Origin of the sequence: Jannaschia sp. GRR-S6-38 (assembly GCF_029853695.1) — a bacterium.
GTDB classification, from domain to species: domain Bacteria; phylum Pseudomonadota; class Alphaproteobacteria; order Rhodobacterales; family Rhodobacteraceae; genus Jannaschia; species Jannaschia ovalis.
Genome location: NZ_CP122537.1, coordinates 1,623,861 through 1,643,077 on the forward strand (window position 1 = coordinate 1,623,861; position 19,217 = coordinate 1,643,077).

At 68.8% G+C, this 19,217-nt stretch carries 22 protein-coding genes; 11 read left to right on the forward strand and 11 right to left on the reverse strand.

The features are described from left to right. Positions 1-80: 80 nt before the first annotated feature. Together hslU and P8627_RS08465 are read left to right on the forward strand one after the other, a co-directional pair. On the forward strand, positions 81-1,379 hold the full coding sequence (gene hslU, locus P8627_RS08460; protein ID WP_279967348.1) for an ATP-dependent protease ATPase subunit HslU: 1,299 nt from the start codon (positions 81-83) through the stop codon (positions 1,377-1,379). Continuing rightward, positions 1,376-2,611 carry an MFS transporter gene (locus tag P8627_RS08465; protein ID WP_347882299.1) on the forward strand — a complete coding sequence of 412 codons (1,236 nt, stop codon included), beginning with the start codon at positions 1,376-1,378 and terminating at the stop codon, positions 2,609-2,611. The genes hslU and P8627_RS08465 overlap by 4 nt, the downstream gene beginning before the upstream one ends. Here P8627_RS08465 and P8627_RS08470 read toward each other — a convergent pair. The 3 genes from P8627_RS08470 to P8627_RS08480 form a co-directional block, all read right to left on the reverse strand. Next, the gene (locus P8627_RS08470; protein ID WP_279967350.1) at positions 2,608-3,201 is read right to left on the reverse strand and encodes a Smr/MutS family protein; all 594 of its coding nucleotides are present in this window, start codon (positions 3,199-3,201) and stop codon (positions 2,608-2,610) included. The two genes, P8627_RS08465 and P8627_RS08470, sit on opposite strands and share 4 nt — an antisense overlap. Further along, a complete protein-coding gene (locus tag P8627_RS08475) occupies positions 3,198-4,028 on the reverse strand; it encodes an MltA domain-containing protein (protein WP_279967351.1) in 831 nt (276 codons plus the stop codon). The genes P8627_RS08470 and P8627_RS08475 overlap by 4 nt, the downstream gene beginning before the upstream one ends. Positions 4,029-4,089: 61 nt before the next feature. Beyond that, entirely contained in the window at positions 4,090-4,749 is a 660-nt protein-coding gene (locus P8627_RS08480; RefSeq protein WP_279967352.1) for a Tim44/TimA family putative adaptor protein, read from the reverse strand. A 102-nt stretch (positions 4,750-4,851) separates the two neighbouring features. Between P8627_RS08480 and P8627_RS08485 the strand changes: the two genes are divergently transcribed. Together P8627_RS08485 and secB are read left to right on the forward strand one after the other, a co-directional pair. Continuing rightward, the gene (locus P8627_RS08485) at positions 4,852-5,331 is read left to right on the forward strand and encodes an FxsA family protein (RefSeq protein ID WP_279967354.1); all 480 of its coding nucleotides are present in this window, start codon (positions 4,852-4,854) and stop codon (positions 5,329-5,331) included. An 82-nt stretch (positions 5,332-5,413) separates the two neighbouring features. Next, positions 5,414-5,932 carry a protein-export chaperone SecB gene (secB, locus tag P8627_RS08490; protein ID WP_279967355.1) on the forward strand — a complete coding sequence of 173 codons (519 nt, stop codon included), beginning with the start codon at positions 5,414-5,416 and terminating at the stop codon, positions 5,930-5,932. 16 nt (positions 5,933-5,948) lie between these two features. On the opposite strand, the gene dnaQ is transcribed toward secB, so the two are convergent. Genes dnaQ through P8627_RS08510 form a run of 4 tightly spaced genes read right to left on the reverse strand, consistent with a single transcriptional unit; the run spans position 5,949 to position 8,603 of the window. Continuing rightward, the gene (gene dnaQ, locus P8627_RS08495; RefSeq protein ID WP_279967356.1) at positions 5,949-6,638 is read right to left on the reverse strand and encodes a DNA polymerase III subunit epsilon; all 690 of its coding nucleotides are present in this window, start codon (positions 6,636-6,638) and stop codon (positions 5,949-5,951) included. Further along, complete coding sequence (coaE, locus tag P8627_RS08500; RefSeq protein WP_279967357.1) at positions 6,638-7,216, reverse strand: dephospho-CoA kinase; 579 nt, start codon at positions 7,214-7,216, stop codon at positions 6,638-6,640. The genes dnaQ and coaE overlap by 1 nt, the downstream gene beginning before the upstream one ends. After that, positions 7,213-8,025: a shikimate dehydrogenase gene (locus tag P8627_RS08505; RefSeq protein ID WP_279967358.1), complete on the reverse strand. Its 813-nt coding sequence runs from the start codon at positions 8,023-8,025 to the stop codon at positions 7,213-7,215. Before P8627_RS08505 ends, coaE begins: the two co-directional genes overlap by 4 nt. Continuing rightward, a complete protein-coding gene (locus P8627_RS08510) occupies positions 8,022-8,603 on the reverse strand; it encodes a Maf family protein (RefSeq protein ID WP_279967359.1) in 582 nt (193 codons plus the stop codon). Before P8627_RS08510 ends, P8627_RS08505 begins: the two co-directional genes overlap by 4 nt. A 390-nt stretch (positions 8,604-8,993) precedes the next feature. On the opposite strand from P8627_RS08510, the gene P8627_RS08515 reads away from it, so the two are divergent. The 7 genes from P8627_RS08515 (at position 8,994) to P8627_RS08545 (ending at position 16,323) form a co-directional block, all read left to right on the forward strand. Next, positions 8,994-9,431 (forward strand): CopD family protein, encoded by a 438-nt coding sequence (locus P8627_RS08515; protein ID WP_279967360.1) that lies wholly within the window; start codon positions 8,994-8,996, stop codon positions 9,429-9,431. A gap of 229 nt (positions 9,432-9,660) precedes the next feature. Further along, positions 9,661-10,893 carry a transcription termination factor Rho gene (gene rho / locus P8627_RS08520; protein WP_279967430.1) on the forward strand — a complete coding sequence of 411 codons (1,233 nt, stop codon included), beginning with the start codon at positions 9,661-9,663 and terminating at the stop codon, positions 10,891-10,893. Positions 10,894-10,906: 13 nt separating this feature from the next. Beyond that, positions 10,907-12,184 (forward strand): tRNA uridine-5-carboxymethylaminomethyl(34) synthesis GTPase MnmE, encoded by a 1,278-nt coding sequence (gene mnmE / locus P8627_RS08525; RefSeq protein ID WP_279967361.1) that lies wholly within the window; start codon positions 10,907-10,909, stop codon positions 12,182-12,184. Positions 12,185-12,186: 2 nt separating this feature from the next. After that, complete coding sequence (mnmG, locus tag P8627_RS08530; RefSeq protein ID WP_407932973.1) at positions 12,187-14,055, forward strand: tRNA uridine-5-carboxymethylaminomethyl(34) synthesis enzyme MnmG; 1,869 nt, start codon at positions 12,187-12,189, stop codon at positions 14,053-14,055. Positions 14,056-14,061: 6 nt separating this feature from the next. Beyond that, positions 14,062-14,646 carry a 16S rRNA (guanine(527)-N(7))-methyltransferase RsmG gene (rsmG, locus tag P8627_RS08535; protein WP_279967363.1) on the forward strand — a complete coding sequence of 195 codons (585 nt, stop codon included), beginning with the start codon at positions 14,062-14,064 and terminating at the stop codon, positions 14,644-14,646. Further along, on the forward strand, positions 14,643-15,431 hold the full coding sequence (locus P8627_RS08540) for a ParA family protein (RefSeq protein ID WP_279967364.1): 789 nt from the start codon (positions 14,643-14,645) through the stop codon (positions 15,429-15,431). The genes rsmG and P8627_RS08540 overlap by 4 nt, the downstream gene beginning before the upstream one ends. Next, entirely contained in the window at positions 15,424-16,323 is a 900-nt protein-coding gene (locus P8627_RS08545) for a ParB/RepB/Spo0J family partition protein (protein ID WP_279967365.1), read from the forward strand. Before P8627_RS08540 ends, P8627_RS08545 begins: the two co-directional genes overlap by 8 nt. Here P8627_RS08545 and hemW read toward each other — a convergent pair. The 4 genes from hemW to rph are packed head-to-tail and all read right to left on the reverse strand — an operon-like array spanning position 16,309 to position 19,176. After that, complete coding sequence (hemW, locus tag P8627_RS08550; protein ID WP_279967366.1) at positions 16,309-17,472, reverse strand: radical SAM family heme chaperone HemW; 1,164 nt, start codon at positions 17,470-17,472, stop codon at positions 16,309-16,311. The genes P8627_RS08545 and hemW overlap by 15 nt on opposite strands. Beyond that, complete coding sequence (locus P8627_RS08555) at positions 17,472-17,855, reverse strand: RidA family protein (RefSeq protein WP_279967367.1); 384 nt, start codon at positions 17,853-17,855, stop codon at positions 17,472-17,474. Before P8627_RS08555 ends, hemW begins: the two co-directional genes overlap by 1 nt. Next, the gene (rdgB, locus tag P8627_RS08560) at positions 17,852-18,466 is read right to left on the reverse strand and encodes an RdgB/HAM1 family non-canonical purine NTP pyrophosphatase (protein WP_279967368.1); all 615 of its coding nucleotides are present in this window, start codon (positions 18,464-18,466) and stop codon (positions 17,852-17,854) included. The genes P8627_RS08555 and rdgB overlap by 4 nt, the downstream gene beginning before the upstream one ends. After that, positions 18,463-19,176: a ribonuclease PH gene (gene rph / locus P8627_RS08565; protein WP_279967369.1), complete on the reverse strand. Its 714-nt coding sequence runs from the start codon at positions 19,174-19,176 to the stop codon at positions 18,463-18,465. The genes rdgB and rph overlap by 4 nt, the downstream gene beginning before the upstream one ends. Positions 19,177-19,217: the final 41 nt, after the last annotated feature.

Consider the following 19,217-nt stretch of genomic DNA (forward strand, 5'->3'; position numbering starts at 1 on the left):
CCGCCATCCCCGTCCACGCGCTCGTGACCGGCGTTGCGTTTCCGTGATCGGCCCTTAGGTAGGCCGCGAAGGAGACGCCCATGACCGACCTGACCCCGCGCGAGATCGTGTCCGAGCTGGACCGGTTCATCATCGGCCAGAAGGACGCCAAGCGCGCCGTCGCCGTCGCGCTGCGCAACCGCTGGCGGCGCAAGCAGCTGGGCGACGACCTGCGCGAGGAGGTCTATCCCAAGAACATCCTGATGATCGGCCCCACCGGCGTCGGCAAGACTGAGATCAGCCGCCGCCTCGCCAAGCTGGCCAACGCCCCCTTCCTGAAGGTCGAGGCCACGAAATTCACCGAGGTCGGCTATGTCGGGCGGGACGTCGAGCAGATCGTCCGCGACCTGATGGATGCCGCCATGGTGATGGTTCGCGAGCGGATGCGCGACGACGTCAAATCCCGCGCCCACGGCGCCGCCGAGGATCGCGTGATCGAGGCGCTGGCCGGATCGGACGCGCGCGACAGCACGCGCGAGGCCTTCCGCCGCAAGCTGCGGAGCGGCGAGATGGACGACAAGATCATCGAGCTGGAGGTCGCCGACACCTCGAACCCGATGGGCATGGCGATCCCCGGCCAGCCCGGCATGGACCAGATGGCCAACCTGGGCGAAATCTTCGGCAAGATGATGCAGCGCCGCGTCAAGAAGCGGCTGACCGTCGCCGCCTCCTACGACCTGCTGATCGACGAGGAGGCCGACAAGCTTCTCGACGAGGAGGCGGTCACCCGCGAGGCGGTGCGCGCGGTCGAGCAGAACGGGATCGTCTTCATCGACGAGATCGACAAGGTCTGCGCCAAGTCGGACACGCGCGGCGGCGATGTCAGCCGCGAGGGCGTGCAGCGCGACCTGCTGCCGCTGATCGAGGGCACGACCGTCTCGACGAAATACGGGCCCGTGCGCACCGACCACATCCTTTTCATCGCCTCGGGCGCGTTCCACGTGGCCAAGCCCTCGGACCTGCTGCCCGAGCTGCAGGGCCGTCTGCCGATCCGGGTCGAGCTGCGCGCGCTGACCGAGGCCGATTTCGTCCGCATCCTGACCGAGACCGACAACGCGCTGACGCTGCAATATACCGCGCTGATGGCCACCGAGGAGGTCACCGTCAGCTTCACCGAAGGCGGCATCGCCGCGCTGGCGCGGATCGCGGCCGAGGTGAATTCCAGCGTCGAGAATATCGGCGCCCGGCGGCTCTATACCGTGCTGGAGCGGGTCTTCGAGGAGCTGTCCTTCGAAGCGCCCGACCGCGCCGGCGATGCCGTCACCGTGGATGACGCCTTCGTCGAGACGCATCTGGGCGAGCTGTCGCGCTCCACCGACCTGTCGCGCTACGTTCTGTGACCGCCGCCGCATCCGCGGCGCCCGGCTACTGGGCCTTCGCCCGGGCCAACATGCCCTTTCTGTCGGCGGGACTCCTGCTGACATTCACGTCGAGCTACGGGCAGACCTTCTTCATCTCGCTCTTCGCGGCGCAGATCATGGCCGAATTCGGCCTCAGCGACGGCGGCTGGGGCCTGACCTACACGGTCGCCACCACCAGCTCGGCGCTGGCCATGGTCTGGGCCGGCGCGCTGACCGACCGGCTGCGGATCCGGGTGCTGGCCATGGTCGCGCTGGGCCTGCTGGCGCTGGCCTGCCTCGGGATGGCGGTGGCCGGCTCGGTCGCGGCGCTGGTCGGGGTGGTCTTCCTGCTGCGCTTCGCGGGCCAGGGCCTGATGAGCCATTTCGCCGCCGTCGCGATGGCGCGCTGGTACGTGGCCACGCGCGGCAAGGCGCTGTCGATCTCGGCCATGGGCTTCGCCATCGGCCAGGCGGCGCTTCCGGTGATCTTCGTCTCGGCCATGGCACTGGTGGACTGGCGCCTGCTCTGGGTGGTGGCGGCGGGGCTGGCCGTGCTGGTGATGCCGGTCGTGCTGCGCCTGTTGCGAGCCGAGCGGACGCCGCAATCCGTCGCCGCTTCGACATCGGCCACGGGGCTCGGCGACCGGCACTGGACCCGGGGCGAGGTGCTGCGCCACCCGCTTTTCTGGGCGCTGGTGCCGCTGCTCCTCGGGCCGCCGGCCTTCGGCACGGCGCTGTTCTTCCACCAGGTTCACCTGACCGCCACCAAGGGCTGGGCGCTGGTCGATTTCGCCGCGCTCTTTCCGGTCTTCACCGCCGTCTCGGTCGCGGTCACCTTCGGCTCGGGCGCGCTGATCGACCGGTTCGGGGCCGGCCGGCTGATGCAGGTCTACCTGCTGCCCTTCGCGCTCGCCTTCGCGCTGATCTGGGCGGCCGAGGGGCTGGCGGGCGCGGCGCTGGGCCTCCTGGTCTTCGGCATCGGGACGGGCGCGCAAGCCACCGTGCCTCCGGCCTTCTGGGCGGAGTTCTTCGGCACACGCCATATCGGCGCGATCAAGGCGATGGGCACGGCGATCATGGTCTTCGGCTCGGCCATCGGCCCGGGCCTGACGGCGGTGGCGATCGACCTGGGCGTGAGCTTTCCGGCGCAGATGCCCGCCATCGCGGTCTACTTCCTGGGCGCGGCGGCCCTGTCGGCCTGGGCGATCCAGGGCGCGCGGCGAAGGCCCTAACGCCGCAGATAGACGTAATAAGCGCCCGCGCCGCCATGGCTGCGATGCGCCTCGCTGACCTGCAGGACGACCGCGCCCAGCGGCGGCATCCGCAGCCATTGCGGCACCTGATGCTTCAACACGCCGAGCCGGGTGGGGATCGGCCCCTCGCTCTCGCGCCGCTTGCCCTTGCCGGTCACCACGAGCAGGAGCCGCCGGCCCTCGGCCTGCGCACCCAGCACGAAGCGGATCAGCGCGGGATGCGCCTGGTCCAGCGTCATGCCATGCAGGTCGATCTTGGCATCGGGCCGCAGCTTGCCGGAGGTCATGCGCCGATGCGTCTTGGCGTCCATGCGCAGGGGTTGGGCACGCACCTGCTCGGGCAGGCTCGGGGTCAGGGAATGGGTCGAGCCGCGGGCCTTCGCCCGCTCGCCCAGCCGGAAGGGATCGACGCGGGCCCGTTCCGGCGCGGGCTGCGACCGGGGGGCGGGCTTGGCGGGCGGCTCGGGCGCGGGATCGCGCCGGGCCTTGTGCAGCGGATCGGCCGACCGGGTGACCCGTGCCCAGATGTCCCGGTCCTCGGGCGAAAGCTGGCGGCGGCGGCGGCTCATCGCGGCACCAACGGCACGAAGCGGCCCGGATGGTTCAGCGCGCCGGCGGCGCGGCCCGCGGTATCGCCCGAGCCGAAGAACAGGTCGGCCCGGCCCGCGCCCTTGATGGCCGAGCCGGTATCCTGCGCGATGCAGAGCCGCGCGTGGCCGGCGACCTCGATCCAGACCGGCGTCCCGAGGGGAGTGTGCGTGGGATCGACGGCGAGGCTCCGGAGTGAGGTGACCGGGCAGAGCGTGCCGCGCGGGCCCGACCCTTCGGGCAGGTCGAGGATCTCGAAGAAGACGTAGCTCGGGTTTTCATTCATGACCGCGTGGCCCCGATCCGGGTCGGCGCGGAGCCAGTCCTTCAGCGCGTCGGCGGTGATCCCGGGTCCGAAGACGCCGCGTTCGACCGAGAGCTTGCCGATCGAGACATAGGGCTGCCCGTTCTTGCCGGCATGGCCAACGCGCATCGTCGCGCCCCCCGGCAGGCGCAACCGGCCGGAGCCCTGCACCTGGAGGAAGAACCGGTCCACCTCGTCGCGCAGCCAGGCGATCTCCTGCCCCGCGAGGAACGGCGAGATCTCGGCCCGAGTGGCCGAGACGCCGCCCGGCGGCATGGCGTGGATCGGGACGGGGAAGGCGTCGCTGCGGGTCAGGCTCGCGGGGATCTCGGGCTCGTAATAGCCGGTGAAGTGCCCAGCCAGCTCGGCTCCGGGGCGAAACCGGCTCTCGAAGAACCGGCGCGCGTCGCTCGCGTGCTTGGCCGCCTGGACGAGGGGCCCGTCGGAGCAGAGGCGGAAGGCCGCCAGCGCCGCGTCCAGATCGTCCGCGTCCCAGCCCGTCATCCCGGAAAACGAAGGCCGCCCCGTTTCGGGGGCGGCCGTATCCGCGCGCGGGCCGGTCATGTCAGCCGCCCGTCGCGACCAGCTTCCAGTTCGGATCGTCGACGCCCATGCGGCGGGCGAAGGTCCAGACGTCGCGCTGCTTCTTGATCTCGTTGGGGTTGCCCTCGACGATCGTGCCCTCCTCGTCGCGCACGACCGAGGTCAGCTCGGCCACGAAGCGCAGGGTGATCTGCGCCTCGTCCGTGGCGCGGTCGAACTCGGCCTCCTGCAGCACGGTCTCGCGCACGCCGACGAAATTGGCCTCGACCCGCAGGCCCTTGTCCTCGCGCTCCGAGACGACCGAGAGGAACGCCTCGTAGACATCCTCGGACAGGAAGGCCTGAACCTGACCCAGATCGCCGCTCTCGAAGGCCATCAGGATCATCTCGTAGGCCTGCCGCGCGCCGCCGACGAACTCGGTCACCGAGAAGCCCGGCTCGGCCAGCTTCATCGCGGCCAGCGCCTTGGCGGCGGGCGTGCCGTCATCGACATGATCGGTGATGTCCCGGTCGGGCCCGCCCTCGATCACCTCGAAGTCGCGGCGCACATCCGCGCGGCCGGCGGCATCGACCGCGGGCGGCTTCTCGAAGCCGGTTCGCGTGCCGAGCACGTTCTTCAGCCGGATCACGAGGAAGAGGGCGATCCCGGCCAGTACCAGAAGTTGTATCACGGCGTCGTCCATCCTTCTCTCCGGGCGCGAGGGGTTGGTATCCCAAGACCCGCACATATGTAAGTGCGGCAAGGGGTCAAGGGAAGCGCCCCGCCTCCGAAGGGTTTGCGCCGCATGTGGCTTTTCGCGATCTTCGTCGCCGTTCCGATCCTCGAGATCGCGCTGTTCATCCAGGTGGGCGGCTGGATCGGCCTCTGGCCGACGCTGGCGATCGTCGTGGCGACCGCCGCGCTGGGCACCTTCCTGGTGCGCCGGCAGGGGCTGGCCGAAATCCGCCGCATCCAGCGCTCGCTCGAGGAGTTGAACGATCCGACCCGGCCGCTGGCCCATGGTGCGATGATCCTGGCTTCGGGCCTGCTGCTCCTGACGCCGGGCTTCTTCACCGACGGGCTGGGCTTCGCGCTGCTGGTGCCGCAGGTCCGCGACCTCGTGCTCGCGAAGATCCGCAAGCGCGTTCGCGTACAATCCTTCACCGTGGGCACAGGCCCGCGCGATCCGCGCCACCCGCCGCAGCCCGATGACGTGATCGAAGGCGACTATGTCGAAATGCCGCGGCGCGACGGGCCCTCGGGCTGGACCCAGCCGCGCGACTGACCCGCCCGGTTGTTCGGCCACGGCCGCTCTGCTACCCCCTCGGCGACCCGAAAAAGCCAATCCAGACCGAGGACCCGCCATCATGGCCGAAGACGACGCCAAGCCGACCGCGACCACGCCCGCCCCCAATGGCGAAGCCCCGCAGCCGCCGCAGCTTCAGGTGCTGGGCCAGTTCATCCGCGATCTGTCCTTCGAGAATGTCAGCGCCCAGAAGGGCCAGACGATGGAGGGCCAGCCCGACATCAACGTCCAGGTCGGTCTCGACGCGCGCAAGCGTCCGACCGAGGGCCAGTTCGAGGTCGCGGTGAAGCTGAACATCACGGCCAAGGCCAAGGGCGGCGACACGCCGATCTTCGCGATGGAGCTGGATTATGCCGGCCTGTTCCAGATCGGAGGCGTGCCCGAGGCGCAGCTGCATCCCTACCTACTGATCGAATGCCCGCGCATGCTCTTCCCGTTCCTGCGCCGCATCGTGTCGGACGTAACGCGCGACGGAGGCTTCCCGCCGCTGAACCTCGAACAGATCGATTTCGTGTCGCTCTACCGCAACGAGCTGACGCGTCGCGCGCAGGCCGAGCAGGCGAACAGCCAGCAGGCCTGACCGGCCCGCCGGGCGGTCAGCCCGACCGCTTCCACAACGCGCCCTCGCCCAGCCCCTCGACGAAGGCGGCATGGGCGGCGGCCTCGGCCTCGCTCAGCCGGGGCGGCAAGGGCGCGGGTCGCGGCCGCGGCTTCCACGCGCCGGCATCGCCGCCGCGGTCGCGCCCGCCGGTGCCCACCAGCGACATGGTGGGCTGGCGGCCGCCGATCAGCTCCAGATAGACCTCGGCCAGGATCTCGCTGTCGAGCAGCGCGCCGTGCTTGGTGCGTGAGGAATTGTCCACGCCGAAGCGCTTGCAGAGCGCGTCGAGCGAGGCGGGCGAGCCCGGGAACTTCGACCGCGCGATGGCCAGCGTGTCGATGGCGCGGTCCATCGGCATCCGCGGCAGGCCCATCCAGTCCAGCTCGGCATTGAGGAATTTCATGTCGAAGGCGGCGTTGTGGATGATCAGCTTCGCGTCGCCAATGAAGTCCACGAAGGCGTGGCCGATCTGCTTGAAAACCGGGAAGTCCTTCAGGAAGTCGTCGCCCAGCCCGTGCACCTCGAAGGCGCCCTGCGGCATGGACCGTTCGGGGTTGATATACTGGTGGTAGACCTCGCCCGTGGGCACGTGGTTCACCAGTTCGACGCAGCCGATCTCGACGATCCGGTCGCCGGTGTCCGGCTCGAAGCCGGTGGTTTCGGTGTCCAGCACGATCTCGCGCATCAGGTCTCCCCCCGCAGCTCTCCGACGATGGCGGCGACGGCGGCGCGCGCTGTCTCCAGGTCGGTGGTCGGAATGATGTAATCGGCCCGCGCGCGCTTGTCAGCATCGGGAACCTGCCGGGCGAGGATGGCGTCGAGCTCCGCCTCCGACATGGTGCCGCGTTCGAGCACACGCGCGCGCTGGAGATCGGCGGGGGCCGAGACGACGGCGATGCGGTCGACCTGCCCCTCGGCCCCGGTCTCGAAGAGCAGCGGGATGTCCAGCACCACGAGCGGCGCATCCGTCTCCAGGAAGGCGGCGCGGTCGGCGGCGACCCGCGGATGGACGATCGCCTCGATCCGGCGCAGGGCCTGCGGGTCGCGCGTGATGATCGCGCGAAGCGCGGCGCGGTCCACGGCCCCGTCACGGATCGCCGCCGGGAACGCCTCGGCCATCGGCCCGACCGCCGCGCCGCCCGGCGCATAGAGGCGATGCACCGTCGCATCCGCATCCCAGACCGGCACGCCCAGATCGCGGAACATCTGCGCCGTGGTCGATTTGCCCATGCCGATGGAGCCCGTCAGCCCGAGCACAATCATCCCAGCACCGCGCGGCGCAACGCGTCATCCACCTCGGGCGTCGCGCCGAACCAGGCGGCGAAACCCGGCGCAGCCTGATGCAGCAACATGCCCAGCCCGTCCACCGTCGGGTTGCCCCGCGCCGCGGCCCGCGCGAGCAGGTCGGTGACGAGCGGTGCATAGACAATGTCGGTGACGACCGCCTCCGGGGCCAGGTCATCCAGCGCGATCTCGAGCGGCGGCTGACCCGCCATCCCGAGGCTCGTGGTGTTCACCAGAAGCCCGCAATCGGCCAGCGCCGCAGGGGTGGCGTCCCACGCGATCGCCTCCGCCGCCGGAAACCGCGCGGCCAGCGCCTCGGCCCGCGCGGCGGTCCGGTTCGCGATCCGCACGTGCGGCACGCCCGCGTCGAGCAGCGCCGCGACGATGCCCCGCGCCGCGCCGCCCGCCCCCAGCACGACCGCGGGGCGGTCCGCAGGCCAGCCCGGCGCGCCCTGCCGTAGCGAGGCGATGAAGCCGATCCCGTCGGTATTGTCGGCATGGATGCCGCCATCCCGGAAGCTCAGCGTGTTCGCCGCCTCGACCGACCGGGCCCGGTCGGTCACCGTGTCAGCCAGCGCGAAGACCGCTTCCTTGTGCGGGAGGGTCACGTTGATCCCCGCGAACCCGATCCGCGGCAGAAGGCGCAGCGTCGCCTCCAGATCCGCGGGGCGGACATGCAGCGGCACATATTGCCCGTCGATCCCGTAGCGCCGCAGCCAGTGCCCGTGCAGGCGTGGCGACCGGCTGTGGCCGATCGGATCGCCGATCACCCCGGCCAGGATCGTCATATCGCGACCTCGCCGCGCGTGATCAGGTAATCGAGCAGCGGCAGGAGCGGCAGCCCCAGGACGGCGAAGTAATCGCCATCGACCCGGTGGAACAGCCGCGCGCCCTCGCCCTCCAGCATGTAGCCGCCGGCGCAATGCCGGATCTCCTCCCAGTTCCGCGCCACGTAATCCGCAAGGTAGGCCTCGGAGGCGACGCGCATCATCATCGTCACGTCCGCGACATGCCGCCAGACGGGCCGCCCGTCCTCGGCGATGACCACGGCCGAATGCAGCTTGTGGCGCTTGCCGCCCATCGCCGCCAGCTGCGCCACGGCCGCCTCGGGGCTCGCGGGCTTGCCGATCAGCGCCCCCTCGAAGCTCAGCGTCTGGTCGCAGCCCAGCACCAGCCCCGGCGCGCGCACGCGCAGCGCCTTCAGCTCGGCCAGCGCGTCCGCCACGTCGCGCGGACCCAGCCCCTCCTCCAGAAGCGCGTCCTTCACCGCGTCCTCGTCGACGCGGGCGGGCGCGACCTCGAAGGCGATCCCTGCATTCTTCAGGAGCGTGGCGCGGATGGGGGATCGGGACGCGAGTGTCAGCATGTGGATGGTTCTGTCCGTAACCCTGTTCGCAAGCCTGTGTCCGGCCGAGGGATAGGCCAGCCCTGCGCCGCGGTCGAGGATAAGCGCCGGTTTTTCCCGCGATGCGCCGGAACCTTTCACGCCCGCGCCGGTTTGCCCGGTGGCTGTGGAGCGCTGTTCTGTCCCTCGTTTCCCTGAAACGTACCCCAAGAGCGCTCCACAGCCGATCGGCCTGCCCCGCAGCCATCCGACCGCCTTATCCCCAGAGCCGCGCGGGCAAGCGCCATCGCCAAGCCGGCCTGTGAACCGATCCGGGACGCCCTGATAATCCCCGTTATTCAGGCCTCCAACTATCCAAATCTTCCTTCTTTAATTCTTTCTTTTATAGGGAGAGGGATCGAACGGGGGGGCATGATGGGCGATCTCTATCTCTGGGTGAAGGCGGGTCACGTGATCTCGGTGATCGCGTGGATGGCCGGGCTGTTCTACCTGCCGCGTCTCTACGTCTATCACGCCGAGAAACGCGCCGAGGTGCCGGAGATGCTCCCGGTGCTCGAGGTAATGGAACGCCGGCTCCTGAAGGCGATCATGAACCCGGCGATGATCGCGACCTGGGTCTTCGGGCTTTGGCTCGTGGGCCTGGGCGTCGTCGACTGGACGATGATCTGGCCCTGGGTGAAGGCTGCCGCCGTGCTGGCGATGACGTGGTTTCACATGTGGTGCGCGGGCCAGCGCAAGGCGCTGGTCGCGGGCGACGGGCTGACCGGCCGCCGCTACCGGATGATGAACGAGGTGCCGACCCTGTTGCTTCTGGTGATCGTGGTCTCGGTCGTCGTGAAGCCGCTCTGATTGACTTCCCCCGCCCCGCGGCGTAGCTGACACGCGACGGCGGGTCGTCCTGACCCATGCGCCGATTTCCAGTTTCCACGACCGACCGGCCCCCACGGGGCCCGTGTCCCTGCGGAGTTGCCCAATGCGCGACGACATCCAGACCGATGCCCCCGAAACCTTCGACGAGGCCGAGACCGTCGCCCCCGACGGCCCGCCCGAGACGCTGAACCTGCGCGACCTGAAGGCCATGTCGCCCAAAGATCTCGTCGAGATGGCGGAAGAGCTCGAGATCGAGAACGCCTCGACGATGCGCAAGGGCGAGATGATGTTCTCGATCCTTCGCGAACGCGCCGACGAGGGCTGGGAGATCTACGGCGAAGGCGTGCTGGAGGTCCTGCAGGACGGCTTCGGTTTCCTGCGCGCGCCCGAGGCGAACTACCTGCCCGGCCCGGACGACATCTACGTCTCGCCCGAGGTGATCCGCCAGCACAGCCTGCGCACCGGCGACACGGTCGAGGGTCTGATCCAGGCGCCCGACGACAACGAGCGCTATTTCGCGATCACCAAGGTCACGCAGATCAACTTCGCTGACCCGGAGATGGCCAAGCACAAGGTCAGCTTCGACAACCTGACGCCGCTCTATCCCGACGAGCGCTTCCAGATGGAGATCGAGGATCCGACCATCAAGGATCGCTCCGCGCGGATCATCGACCTGGTCGCGCCCATCGGAAAGGGCCAGCGCTCGCTCATCGTGGCTCCGCCGCGGACGGGTAAGACCGTGCTCCTCCAGAACATCGCCAAGTCGATCGAGACGAACCATCCCGATTGCTACCTGATGGTGCTCCTGATCGACGAGCGCCCCGAGGAAGTGACCGACATGCAGCGCTCGGTGAAGGGCGAGGTCGTCTCCTCCACCTTCGACGAGCCGCCGACCCGGCACGTCGCCGTGGCCGAGATGGTCATCGAGAAGGCCAAGCGCCTGGTCGAGCACAAGCGCGACGTCGTCATCCTGCTCGACTCGATCACCCGCCTGGGCCGCGCCTACAACACCGTCGTCCCGTCCTCGGGCAAGGTCCTGACCGGCGGTGTCGACGCAAACGCGCTGCAGCGTCCCAAGCGGTTCTTCGGTGCCGCCCGGAACATCGAGGAAGGCGGCTCGCTCACGATCATCGCGACCGCGCTGATAGACACCGGCTCGCGCATGGACGAGGTGATCTTCGAAGAGTTCAAGGGCACCGGCAACAGCGAGATCGTGCTGGACCGCAAGGTGGCCGACAAGCGCGTCTTCCCGGCGATGGACATCCTCAAGTCCGGCACCCGGAAGGAGGAGCTGCTGGTCGATGCCAAGGACCTGCAGAAGACCTTCGTGCTGCGCCGGATCCTGAACCCGATGGGCACGACCGACGCCATCGAGTTCCTGATCTCGAAGCTGAAGCAGACGAAGACCAACTCCGATTTCTTCGACTCGATGAATTCCTGACCCGGGGGCCCGGGTGGAGGACACGATCTTCGCCCTCGCCACCGCCGAGGGAAAAGCCGGCGTGGCCGTCATCCGGCTCTCGGGCCCGGACAGTGTCGCGATCCTCGAGCGGCTGGGAGGCCGCGCGCCGGAGGCCCGCCGCGCCTCGGTGCAGCGGCTGACGGATGACGGGGGCGCCCTGCTCGACGAGGCGCTGGTCCTGCGCTTCGACGAGGGCGCCAGCTTCACCGGCGAAGCGGTGGTTGAGCTGCATCTCCACGGCTCCATCGCGATCATCCGCGCGGTGCTGGACGCCATCGCCCGGACCGGGCTGGCTCGCCTCGCCCGGCCCGGCGAATTCACCCGCCGTGCCCTGATGAACGACCGCATGGACCTGCTGCAGGTCCAGGGGCTGGGCGACCTGATCGACGCCGAGACCGAGGCGCAGCGTCGCGAGGCGATGCGCGTCTATACCGGCGAGATCTCGGCCCGGGTGACCGGCTGGCGCGACCGGCTGATCCGCGCCCGCGCCCTGACCGAGGCGACCATCGACTTCGCCGACGAAGAGGTGCCGGAAGACGTGTCGCCCGAGGTCACCGCGATTCTCGCGCAACTACTCTCCGAGATCGACGCGGAGCTCGCGGGCGTGCGTGCGGCGAAGCGGATCCGCTCGGGCTTCACCGTCGCGCTCGTGGGGCCCCCGAACGCAGGAAAGTCAAGCCTTATCAATGCGTTGACGCGGTCCGATGCCGCGATCGTCTCGGATATCGCCGGCACGACCCGGGATGTCATCGAGGTCCGAACCGACCTTCGCGGTCTCGCGGTGACGTTCCTCGACACGGCCGGCATCCGCGAGACGGCGGACAGGATCGAGCAGCTTGGGGTGGAACGCGCCCGACAACGTGCCAGTGCGGCGGATCTGCGGATCTTCCTTGCAGGCGACGGCGCGGACGAACTGGGCCTCCCGGAACAGCCCGGCGATCTGCGCATTCGGACCCGGGCCGATATCGACCCGCGCGGGACGATCTCGACCAAGACGATGGCGGGCATCGACGCCCTTCTCGACAGCGTCCACGCGCGCCTGGCCGAGCAGAGCGCCGATGCCGGGCTGATCACGCGCGAGCGCGATCGCGCCGCGCTAAACGAGGCCCGCCAGCGCATCGCGACGGTTCTGGAAAATTCGGCGATCGAAGCGGAGCTGGTGGCGGCGGAACTGCAGGCCGCGGCCGACACGCTGCGGGCGATCATCGGCGGGGTTGATATCGAGGCGATTCTGGACGACATCTTCGCCTCCTTCTGCATCGGCAAATAGCGGTGTTTCACGTGAAACAGTCTTTCGACATCGTCGTCATCGGTGGCGGTCATGCCGGCTGCGAAGCGGCGCATGCCGCCGCGCGCATGGGCGTGTCCGTCGCGCTGGTGACGATGCGCGAGAGCGATCTTGGCGCCATGTCCTGCAACCCGGCAATCGGCGGACTTGGCAAGGGCCACTTGGTTCGCGAGATCGACGCGCTGGACGGAATCATGGGTCGCCTCGCCGATCGGGCCGGCATCCAGTTCCGTCTGCTTAACCGTCGCAAGGGTCCGGCGGTCCAAGGTCCGCGCGCGCAGATCGACCGCGATCTGTACCGCGCCGCGATGCAGGCGGAGATCGCCGGGACGGCGGGCATCGAGACCGTCTATGGCGAGGTCACCGACCTGCGCGAGACCGGGAATGGCGGTTCCGAGATCGTCCTTGCCGACGGCGGCATCCTCTCGACGACGAAGGTCATCCTGACCACCGGCACGTTCCTCGGCGGCGTCATCCATATCGGCGACGAACAACGGCGCGGCGGCCGGATGGGTGCGCAGGCCTCCGACATGCTGGCGGAGCGGGTCCGCGGGCTCGATATCCGCTTCGGTCGCCTCAAGACCGGAACGCCGCCCCGCCTGAAGCGCAGCAGCATCGCCTGGGACGAACTTGAAATGCAGCCGGGCGACGACGCGCCAACGCTGTTTTCCTTCCTGAGCACGGGCGTCACGGCCCCGCAGGTCTGCTGCGCGATCACCCATACAAACGCCACGACCCACGAGATCATCCGCGCCAATCTGGACCGCTCGGCAATGTATGGTGGCCATATCGGCGGCGTCGGACCGCGCTACTGCCCGTCGATCGAGGACAAGGTCGTCCGCTTTGCCGAGAAGAGCTCGCACCAGATCTTCCTCGAACCGGAAGGCGTCGAGAGCGATCTCGTGTACCCGAACGGAATCTCGACTTCGCTTCCCGTCGATGTGCAGCTGGATTATGTCCGGTCGATCCGCGGGTTGGAGGCAACCGAGATCGTCCAGCCGGGCTATGCGATCGAATACGACTATGTCGATCCGCGCGAGCTGCGTCGGACGCTCGAGCTGCGCGCCCGGCCCGGGCTGTTCCTGGCGGGCCAGATCAACGGTACGACCGGTTACGAGGAAGCCGCCGCGCAGGGGCTCGTCGCAGGTCTGAGCGCCGCGGCGCAGGCCCGGGGCGTCGATGCGCCGTCCTTCGACCGGACGCAATCCTATATCGGCGTGATGGTCGACGACCTGGTAACGCGCGGCGTGACCGAGCCCTATCGCATGTTCACCTCACGCGCCGAATTCCGGCTGAAGCTCCGCGCCGACAATGCGGATGAGCGTTTGACGGGCATGGGGATCGCACTCGGTTGCGTGTCCGATACGCGGCGCTTGGCGTTCGAGACGAAGATGCAGCGCCTTGCGGTGGCCCGCGACATGGCGCGTCGGACCAAGATCCCCGCCGTGGCACTGCGCAGGCACGGCGCAACGCTTCCCGATACCGCGCCCGACCGCGCGCTTTACGACGCGATGGCGATGCCGGGACTGGACGTTCCGACCCTGCTTGCAGCCACTGAGCTTGCGGGCGTCGAACATGACGACATGCTGCAGATTGCCCGTGAGGCCCTCTACGCCAACTACATCTTACGCGCCGATCGCGAGATCGCGGCATTGAAGAAGGACGATGCGGTCGAGATCCCCGGGGATATCGATTGGTCGACGGTTGAGGCGCTGTCGAATGAAATCCGCGCGAAGCTGAACGGCACGCGACCCGAGACGCTCGGCCAGGCGGGGCGGCTGGAAGGCATGACGCCCGCGGCGATGGTCGTCGTCTTGGCGACAGTCCGCGCCCATGCTCGTCAGTCCGCGTAGCCGATCGTGGATGTTTCACGTGAAACAACCGACCGCCTGACACGATACGAAGCGCTGCTCCGCAAGTGGAATCGGGCGATTAACCTCGTCTCGCCGAGCACGATCGACCAGATCGCGACGCGGCATATCGAAGATAGCGCCCAGATCCTCGAATTGGCCCCGCCAACCAGAGCCTGGCTCGACCTCGGATCGGGCGGTGGTCTGCCGGGCGTGGTGCTGGCGATCCTGCGCGACGATGGTCGCGATCTGACGTTGATGGAGGCTGACAAGCGCAAATGCGAATTTCTGCGCACCGTCCGGCGCGAATTGGGGCTGCACTACGAAATCGTGCAGGACCGGATCGAGAACGCCCCCGCGCAAGCGGCTGACATCATTTCGGCGCGGGCCTTGGCGCCCCTGCCGCAGCTTCTGGCCCTGGCGTCGCGCCACGCGGTCCCAAAGACACAGTATCTCTTTCCCAAGGGGCAATCCTGGCGTTCCGAGATTGAGGCAGCGCGGGAAACTTGGCAGTTTGACTGTGACGTCGTGCCCAGCCGGACAGACCCGGCGGCCGCGATCCTCTGCATCCGAAAGGTGAGCCCCGCCCCATGAAAGCCCGGATCATCAGCATCGCCAATCAGAAGGGCGGTGTCGGAAAGACGACGACAGCGATCAATCTCGGCGCGGCCCTCGCCATGCGCGGAAAGCGGGTCCTGATCGTCGATCTCGACCCGCAGGGCAATGCGTCGACCGGTCTGGGCGTGGAACGCGACCGGCGTGTGCAGAGTGTCTATGACCTGCTTCTCGGCGATGTCTCTGCCGCGAAACTGGCGCGGGAAACGGCGGTGGACGGGCTCTTCATCATCCCGTCGACGATGGATTTGAGCTCGGCGGATGGCGAGTTGATGGCCAGCAGCCGGCGCGTCATGCATCTGCGCAACGCCCTGCATCACCGGGACACGCCCTACGACTACGTGCTGATCGACTGCCCGCCGTCGCTCAACCTGTTGACGATCAATGCTTTCGTCGCCTCCAGCGGGATCCTCGTCCCGCTGCAGGCCGAGTTTTTCGCGCTGGAAGGGCTGTCGCAACTCCTTCTCACGGTGCGGGAGGTGCGGAGCACGGCGAATGCCGATCTGCGGCTCGAAGGCATCGTATTGACGATGTTCGACCGCCGGAACAACCTGTGCCTGCAGGTCGAGGACGAGGCGCGCGAGACGCTGGGCGACCTCGTCTTCGAGACCAAGATCCCGCGCAATGTCCGCCTGAGCGAGGCGCCGAGCCATGCCATGCCGGTTCTGAACTACGATCCGTCCTCTCGCGGGGCGGTGGCCTATCGCAGCCTGGCCAGCGAAGTGCTCGCGCGCCACGAACAGGAGCTGGTCGCCAATGTCTGACGGCAAACCGAACCGACCGATGGCGCGCGGCCTGTCCGCCCTGATGGCGGATGTGGGCGTCGATGCCGAGGGCGCGCGCAGCCGCCCGCCGCGGCCCGACAGCTCGGTACCGATCGAGACGGTGCGGCCCAATCCGAACCAGCCGCGCCGGGATTTCGACGAGGACGAGCTGTCCGACCTGGCGGCGTCGATCCGGCAGCGCGGGGTGATCCAGCCGATTATTGTGCGGACAGCCCGCGGCGGGGGCGATGCCCGCTACGAGATCGTCGCCGGCGAACGCCGCTGGCGCGCGGCGCAGCGCGCCGGCCTGCACGAGGTGCCGGTCGTCATACGCGAGATGGACGATACCGAGCTTCTCGAGGTCGCCATCATCGAAAACATCCAGCGCGCCGATCTGAACGCCATCGAGGAGGCGGAGGGCTTCCGCCAGCTGATGGACAAGTTCGGGCACACGCAGGAGAAGCTGTCCGAAGTCTTGGGCAAGTCCCGGAGCCATGTCGCCAACCTGATGCGGCTTCTGAAGCTGCCCGCGAGCGTGCAGGCGCATGTGCGCGAGGGCGTGCTCAGCGCCGGGCATGCGCGGGCTCTGATCAACGCGCCGGACCCGGCGGGACTGGCCGGCACGGTGATCGCGAAGGGCCTGTCCGTGCGCGAGACGGAGCGCCTGGCCAAGCGCGCGATGGAGGGCGACGCGCCGGCCACCGCTCCGAAGCGCAGCGACAAGGATGCCGACACGCGCGCGCTGGAGGGGGACCTGACGGCAGCGCTGGGGCTTTCGGTCAAGATCGACCACAAGGCCGCGAATGAGAGCGGCCGCGTCACGCTCAGCTATAGTTCGTTGGACGAGCTGGACCGGATCTGCGCCGTCCTTTCGGGCTCAGACCGGCGCTAGCTCGGCCAGGATCCGGTTCAGCAGAAGCACGCCGCTCTCGCTGGCCCGCAACCGCGCGCCGTCGCGCTCCAGGAGCTTGGCCGCGGTCAGGTCTTCAAGGGCCGCCGCGTCGACGTGCCCGCCCATGCGCCGCAGGCGATCCAGGTCGATCCCGTCGCGCATCCGCAACCCCATGATCAAGTATTCTTCTGCGATATCAGTAGTTTGAAGGTCTTCGGTCTCGGCGGTACCGGTGCCCCGTTCGGCGACATGCTCTAGCCAGGCCGTGGGCATCCGCGTCGCTTCGGTCGCGACACGCGAGCCGTTCCGCGCGATCCGGCCATGCGCGCCGGGCCCGATGCCGAGCCAATCGCCGCCGCGCCAGTAGATCAGGTTGTGCCGGCTCTCCGCGCCCGGCACCGCGTGGTTCGAGACCTCGTAGCGCGGCAGGCCGGCCTCGGCGCAGAGCGCCTGCGTCAACTCGAACATCTCGGCCGAGAGATCGTCGGAGGGCAGGCCGCGCAGCCGACCGGCCCGGAACCGGTCGCCGAAGGCCGTGCCGGCCTCGATCGTCAGCTGGTAGAGCGACAGGTGCTCGCCCGCGAAGGACAGCGCCTCGCGCAGCTCGGCCTCCCAATCGGCGAGGCTCTGGTTCTGGCGGGCGTAGATCAGGTCGAAAGACACGCGGTCGCAGACGCTCCGCGCGATATCGACGGCGCGGCGGCCCTCGGCGGCGCTGTGCAGCCGCCCGAGCGCACGCAGATCCGGGTCGTTCAGCGCCTGCAACCCGACGGAGAAGCGGTTCACCCCCGCGCCGACGAACCCGGCGAAGCGATCCGCTTCGACCGAGGTTGGATTGGCCTCCAGCGTGATCTCGATATCGTTTGCCGGGGTCCAGAGGGCCGCCACCCGGTCGAGGATCGCGCCAACGATGCGCGGCTCCATCAGGGATGGCGTGCCGCCGCCGAAGAAGACCGAGGAAAGGACGCGCCCGGGCGTGCGTTCGGCCCAGTGCTCCAGATCACGGAGGTAGGCGGCCAGCCATTCATCCTGGTCGATCCGGCGCGAGACATGGCTGTTGAAGTCGCAATAAGGGCATTTCGCGGCGCAGAACGGCCAATGCAAGTACAGGCCGAAGCCGCCTTCTTGCCAGGGCTCGAGCGCCGTCATCAGGCGCCTCTGAAGGCCGTCACCTCGACCTCGTAGCGCATCTCGGGCTGCATCAGGCCGGCGACCAGCATCGTCGCGGCGGGGCGGATCTGCCCGAGTTCGGCCCCGAGAAGCGGCAGCAGCGCGTCGATATCGGACCGGTCGGCCACGAGGTGCTGGACCCGGACGATATGCTTTGGGGTGAAGCCCGCCTCGGCCAGGACGGAGCGGACGGTGGCGTAGCAATTCGCGACCTGCGTCCCAAGATCGGCGGGCAGCTCCATCGTCGCGTAGTCGTAGCCGGTCACGCCCGCCATGAAACACCAGTCGCCCTGCACCACGGCGCGCGAATAGCCAATCTCCCGCTCGAAGGGCGAGCCGGTGGAGATCAGGCGGCGCGTCACGCCGGGTCCCCGAACACGGCCTGCATCTTCTTCAGGGCGCGGGCGCGGTGGCTGATAGCGTTCTTCTCGTCGGTGGGCATCTCGCCGAAGGTGCGGTCGTGGCCCTCGGGCTGGAAAATCGGGTCATAGCCATGCCCGTCCGCGCCGCGCATCGGCCAGACGATGCGGCCCTCCGCCCGGCCCTCGAACACCTCCTCGTGCCCATCGGGCCAGCGCAGGACCAGCGTGGCGCAGAACCGCGCGGTCCGGGGCTCGGGCGCGGCGCGGGCTTCCAGCTCGCGCCAGGCGCGCTCCATCGCGACGTGGAAATCGCGCCCCTGCCCCGTCTCGGCCCAATCCGCCGTGTGGACGCCGGGCGCGCCGTCCAGGCCGTCGATCTCGATCCCGGAATCGTCGGCCAGCGCGGGCAATCCGGTCGCGTCGACCGCGGCGCGCGCCTTGATGCGGGCATTGCCGACGAAGGTGGCCTCGGTCTCCTCGGGCTCGGGCAGGTCGAAATCTCGGTTCGACTTCACGGTGATGCCGTGCGGGGCGAGCAGGGCACGAAACTCCTCGAGCTTGCCGCGGTTGTGCGTCGCGATCAGGAGCGTATCGCCGTCGAACCGTCTCACGCGGTGGCGGCCTTCTGTGCGGCGACCAGTTCGGCCACGCCCTTTTCGGCCAGCGCCAGAAGCTCACCGAATTCGCCCTTCGAGAAGGTCGAGCCCTCGGCCGAGGCCTGGACCTCGATCATCGAGCCGGCGCCCGTCATGACGAAATTCGCGTCGGTCCCGGCCTGGCTGTCCTCGGGGTAGTCGAGATCGAGCACGGGCTGACCGGCATAGACCCCGCAGGAGACGGCGGCGACATGGTCGGTCAGCGGGTCCGTGATCACATCGCCGGCCTTCATCAGTTTGTTGACCGCCAGGCGCAGCGCGACCCAGCCGCCGGTGATCGCGGCGCAGCGCGTGCCGCCATCGGCCTGCAGCACGTCGCAGTCGACGGTGATCTGCCGCTCGCCCAGGGCGTTGCGGTCGATCCCGGCCCGCAGGCTGCGCCCGATCAGGCGCTGGATCTCCTGCGTGCGGCCCGATTGCTTGCCGGCGGCCGCCTCGCGGCGCATCCGCGTCGTGGTGGCGCGGGGCAGCATGCCGTACTCCGCCGTCACCCAGCCCTGCCCGCCGCCGCGCAGGAAGGGCGGCACCCGTTCTTCCAGCGACGCGGTGCAGAGCACATGCGTGTCGCCGCAGCGGATCAGGCAGGAGCCTTCGGCATGGCGGGTGACGTCGGTCTCGATCGAGATATCGCGCATCTGGTCGAGCGCGCGGCCGGAAGGGCGCATGAAATACTCCTGTCTGCTGTTGCCGTGTCACATGCCCACGG